Origin of the sequence: Actinoplanes italicus (assembly GCF_003001815.1) — a bacterium.
Classification (GTDB): domain Bacteria; phylum Actinomycetota; class Actinomycetes; order Mycobacteriales; family Micromonosporaceae; genus Actinoplanes; species Actinoplanes italicus.
The window spans coordinates 1-5,467 of sequence record NZ_PVMZ01000056.1; the positions used below are offsets into that span (position 1 = coordinate 1).

Here is a 5,467-nt window from a genome sequence, read left to right on the forward strand (position 1 = left end):
ACCATCCACTACCTCGGACGCACCGACCACCAGATCAAGATCCGCGGCCAGCGAGTCGAGCTCGGCGAAATCCAGCACGCCCTCACCAGCCACCCCGCCGTAACCGCGGCCGTCGCCACCGTCCACCACGACCGGCTCATCGCCCACGTGGTCGCCGACAGCACCGACGGCCTGCACGAACACCTGCGCACCAGGCTGCCGGAGCACATGATCCCGGCCGCCTTCGTCCGGCTCGGCGCGCTACCGCTGACCGGCAACGGCAAACTCGACCGGGCCGCACTCCCGGCTCCGGAGCAGGGACCGTCCGGCGAGCACCACGCTCCCGCGACCGCCGAGGAGGAGCTGATCGCCGACATCTGGGCGGGCCTGCTCGGCCTCGACCGGGTCGGCACGACCGACGACTTCTTCGCGGCGGGCGGCCACTCCCTGCTGGCGATGCAGCTGGTCACCCGGCTGCGGGAGGCGTTCGGCGCGGACCTGCCGGTGACCGCCGTCTTCGACCACCCGACCGTGGCCGGTCTCGCCGTGGTGCTCACGGCAGGCGGCGTGCCCAGGACCGAACCGATCCGTGCCGACCGCCCGGGCCGGTTGCCGCTGTCGTTCGCGCAGCAGCGGCTGTGGTTCCTGGCCCGGCTCGAGCCTGGCTCGACGGCGTACAACGTGCCGATCTTCATCCCGCTCGGTGACGGTCCGGCCGACCCGGAGTCGCTGGCACGGGCGCTGAGCACGATCGTCGAGCGGCACGAGGTGCTGCGCACCCGGCTGGTGGCCGACGACGACGGTGTCCCCTTCCAGGTCGTCGACCCGCCGGAGCCGTTCGAGCTGGAGGTCGTCGACGCGTCTTCGGAGCGCGAAGCCCGTACCGCCGTCGTCGGTCTTGCCGGGAAGCCCTTCGACCTGTCGACCGGTCCGCTGATCCGCGGGGCGCTGGTCAGGGTCCGTGGGGGCCGCCGGTTCGTGGCGCTCTGCCTGCACCACGTCGTCTGCGACGAGTGGTCGGCCGGCCTGCTCGCCCGTGAGCTCGCCATGCTGCTCGCCGGCGCGGAGCCGCCCGTGCTGCCGATCCAGTACGCCGACTACGCGATCTGGCAGCGGGAGCAGCTCACCGGCGCCCGCCTCGACGAGACGCTGTCCTACTGGCGCGCGGAGCTGGCCGACCCGCCGGTGCTGGAGCTGCCGGCCGACAGGCCGCGTCCGCCGGTCCGTTCCACCGAGGGCGACACGGTCACGTTCACCGTGCCCGCCGACGTGGTGGCGGGGCTGCGCCGGGTGGCCCGCCGATCCGGCGCGACGATGTTCATGACGCTGTTCTCCGCGTATGCGGTCCTGCTGCACCGGCACACCGGCCAGGACGACCTGCTGATCGGCACCCCGGTCGCCGAGCGGGGCCGGCCGGAGACCGAGAACCTGATCGGGTTCTTCCTGAACACCCTGGTGCTGCGGTCGCGGCTCGGCGACGATCCGACGTTCACCGAGCTGCTGGCGCGGACCCGGTCGGCGGCGCTCGGTGCGTACGCCCATCAGGATCTGCCGTTCGAGCGGCTGGTCGACGAGTTCGCCGCCGACCGGGACCGGTCACGCACGCCGCTGGTGCAGACGCTGTTCAACCACGCCCGGGTGGCGGCGGCCGACGACCAGGCGGCGCTGAAGCCGACGGTCCGGTTCGACCTGACCCTGACGATGGTCGAGGCGCGGGACGGGCTGCGCGGGGTGGCGGAATACAGCACCGCGCTGTTCGACCGCGCGACGATCGTCCGCCTGACCGGCCACCTGACGACTCTGCTGGCCGGGATCGCCGACGAACCAGACCGTCCGATCGGCGCGCTTCCGCTGCTCACCGAGCCCGAGCTGGCGCAGCTGGCGACGTGGAACGCGCCGGCGGTGTCACTGCCGGTGGCCGACTCGCTCGCCGCTCTGATCGCCCGGCACGCGGCGGCGGCGCCCGAGGCCGTTGCGGTGGTCCATGCCGGTGAGACCATGTCGTACGCCCAGCTGGAGCACCGGTCGACCGTGTTGGCCGAGCGGCTGCGACGGCACGGCGCCGGTCCCGAGAGGATCGTCGGGCTCTGCCTGGACCGCGGTCCGGACATGATCGTCGCCGTGCTCGCGGTGTGGAAGGCCGGTGCCGCCTACCTGCCGCTCGACCCGGCCTACCCGGCCGACCGGCTCGGATACATGCTGGCCGACAGCGGCGCCACCCTGGTCGTCGACCAACCCGCCACGGCGGGCCGCACACCCGGATCGGTCGCCACGATCACGCTGGACGGCACCGGACCCGTCGCCGCCGGACGCCACCGGAAGCCCCCGGTCCACCCCGGCCGGCTGGCGTACGTCATCTACACGTCCGGCTCCACCGGCCGGCCCAAGGGCGTCGGCAACACCCACGGCGGCCTGCTCAACCTGGCGGCCGCGCTGCACCGGATCGTCCCTGGCGGACGGGGCGTGACGACGCTCGGTTTCGCTTCGATGAGCTTCGACGCCTCGGTCTGGGAGATGACGATCGCCCTGGCCAGTGGTGCCACGCTGGCCGTCGCCACCGCCGATGAGCAGACCCGGCCGGACCGCCTGGCCGCCCTGATCGAGCGGCACGGCGTCACCGTCGCCACGCTGCCGCCGTCGATGCTGGACGCTCTCGACCCGGCCGCGATAAGCGGCGTGACCACGCTGTTCAGCGCGGGTGAGCGCCTGGACGCCCGGCTCGCCGCCGCGTTCGCCGGGGGCCGCCGCCTGATCAACGCCTACGGTCCGACCGAGACCACCGTCTGCGCCAGCACCGCCCACGTGACGGCCGGCGCCGAGCCGCCGATCGGCCTGCCGATCGCCGGCACCACCCTGCACGTGCTCGACGCGCGGCTGAGACCGGTACCGGCCGGGGTCACCGGCGAGATCTACATCGGCGGCGCCGGGCTGTCCCGCGGCTACCTGGGCCGGCCCGCGCTGACCGCGTCGTCATTCGTGCCGGATCCGTCCGGTGACGCCGGTGCGCGGCTCTACCGCACCGGCGACCTGGCCCGGCGGCTGGCCGACGGCCGGCTGGTGATGCTGGGGCGGATCGACCACCAGATCAAGGTCCGCGGCTACCGGGTCGAACCGGGCGAGATCCAGCACGCCCTCACCGAACACCCGGATGTCACGGCGGCCGTCGTCACCGCCGACCACGACCGGCTCGTCGCGCACGTGGTCGCGTCCACCACCGACGGACTCCGCGACCACCTCCGCGCCCGTCTGCCCGAGCACCTGATCCCGGCGGTCTTCGTGCGGCTGGACGCCCTGCCGCTCACCGCCAACGGCAAACTCGACCGGGCCGCTCTGCCGGAGCCGGACGCCACCCGCCCGGGCCTGGCGGTCGGCTACCGCGAGCCGGAGGGACAGTTCGAGACCGTCATCGCCGGCATCTGGTCCGACCTGCTGGGACTCGACCGGGTCGGCGCCGACGACGACTTCTTCGACCTGGGCGGGCACTCGCTGCTCGCCAACCGGGTGGTCGCCCGGCTCCGCACCGCGCTCGGCGCCGACGTGCCGCTCGCGCTGCTCTTCGACCACCCGACGGTCCGCGGGCTGGCGGCCGCGCTCGACGGCGCCCCTGCCGGAACGGCGATCGCCCCGGCCACGCGGAGCCTTCCGCTGCCACTCTCCTTCGGCCAGCAGCGGCTCTGGTTCCTGGCGCAACTCGACCCCGGCTCGACCGAGTACCACGTGCCGATCCACGTCCGGCTCCCCGGCCCGGTCGACAAGGCACGGCTGACCAGGGCGATCACCACGGTGACAACACGGCACGAGGTGCTGCGCACCCGGCTGGTCCCGGACGGCGACGGCGTGCCGCGCCAGGTCGTCGAGCCCGCCGCTCCGTTCGAGCTGTCCGATTCCGACCAGCTGTGGGAGCCGTTCGACCTGACCACCGGGCCGCTGATCCGTGGCGCCCTGACCGGCACGGACCGGCTGGATCTGGTGCTGCACCACGTGGTGTGCGACGAGTGGTCCGCCGAGATCCTCAAGAGCGAGATCCTTCTGTCGTACGAGGAAAGCGCGCTCCCGCCCCTGCCGGTGCAATACGCCGACTACGCGGTCTGGCAACGTGCCCTGCCTCTGGAGGGGCAGCTCGCCCACTGGCGCACCACGCTCGCCGGCCCGCCCGTGCTGAACCTGCCGATCGACCGGCCCCGGCCGCCGGTGCGCTCCACGGCGGGCGCCGTCGTCACCGCCGACATCCCGGCCGAGGTCACCGCCGGGCTCCGCGACCTGTCGCGCCGCCACGGCACGACGATGTTCATGACCCTGGCCGCCGCCTACGCCCTGCTGCTGCACCGGCACACCGGCCAGGACGACCTGATCATCGGCACCCCGGTGGCGGACCGCGGCCGGGCCGAGACCGAGCACCTGATCGGCTTCTTCCTCAACACCGTGGCCCTGCGTGCCCACTTCGAGACGGGCCCGACCTTCGCCGAGCTGCTCGACCAGGTCCGGAGCACGGTCCTGGACGCGTTCGCCCATCAGGACGTGCCGTTCGAGCAGCTGGTCGACGCGCTGGTCCGGGACCGGGACCGCTCACGGAACCCGCTGGTCGAGACGCTGTTCAACCACACCGACCGGCAGGGCGGCGGCGGAGTGGTCGCGCCCGGCCGCCGTCGCGAGGTCCCGTTCGACCTGGCGCTGGCCACCGCCGAGGACGAGGCCGGCCTGCACGCCGCCTTCGAATACGGCACCGCACTGTTCGACGAGTCCACGGTCCAGCGGATGGCCGACCACCTGATCGCCCTGCTCGCGGCCGTCGTCGCCGACCCGGACGTCCCCGTCGCCCGCCTGCCCATGCACGCCCCGGCCGGACTCACCGGCCCCAGCGTCGCCCTCGCCGCCGGGTTCACCGGCCCTGACGGCCCCCCGGCGGCCCGCACGATTCTCGACCTGATCCCGGCCGGGTCCGAGGCGACCGCACTCGTCTGCGACGGACGGTCCCTGACCTACCGAGAGCTGAACGAGCACGCCGGACGACTCGCCGCCGACCTGCGTGACCGCGGCGTCCGCGCCGACGACATCGTCGGCATCCGGCTCCCCCGCGGCATCGACTTCGTCATCGCCATCCTCGCGACCTGGAAAGCCGGCGCCGCCTACCTACCCCTCGACCCCGAACTGCCCGCGGCCCGGCTCGACCACATGATCGCCGACAGCCGCCCCACCGCGATCCTCACCGACGTCAGCCCCACGGCCGGGATCACCACCGACATCGGCCCGGCACCCGCCGCCGGTTTCACCTGGGACATCCACCCCCGCCAGGCCGCCTACGTCATCTACACCTCGGGCACCACCGGGCTCCCCAAGGGCGTCGTCAACACCCACCAAGGCCTGCTCAACCTCGTCACCGGACTGGCACCGCACTACCGCCTGCAACCCGGCGACCCGGCACTGCAATTCGCCTCCTTCAACTTCGACGCCGCCACCGCCGACATCGCCCTCGCCCTCACCAGCGAAG

The 5,467-nt window shown here is 73.3% G+C and carries 1 protein-coding gene; it reads left to right on the forward strand.

Features of this window, described 5'->3' with window-relative positions; genetic code table 11:
* Positions 1-5,467, forward strand: a 5,467-nt coding sequence (locus tag CLV67_RS50705; RefSeq protein WP_146169671.1) for a non-ribosomal peptide synthetase, incomplete at both ends; no start/stop codon positions are given.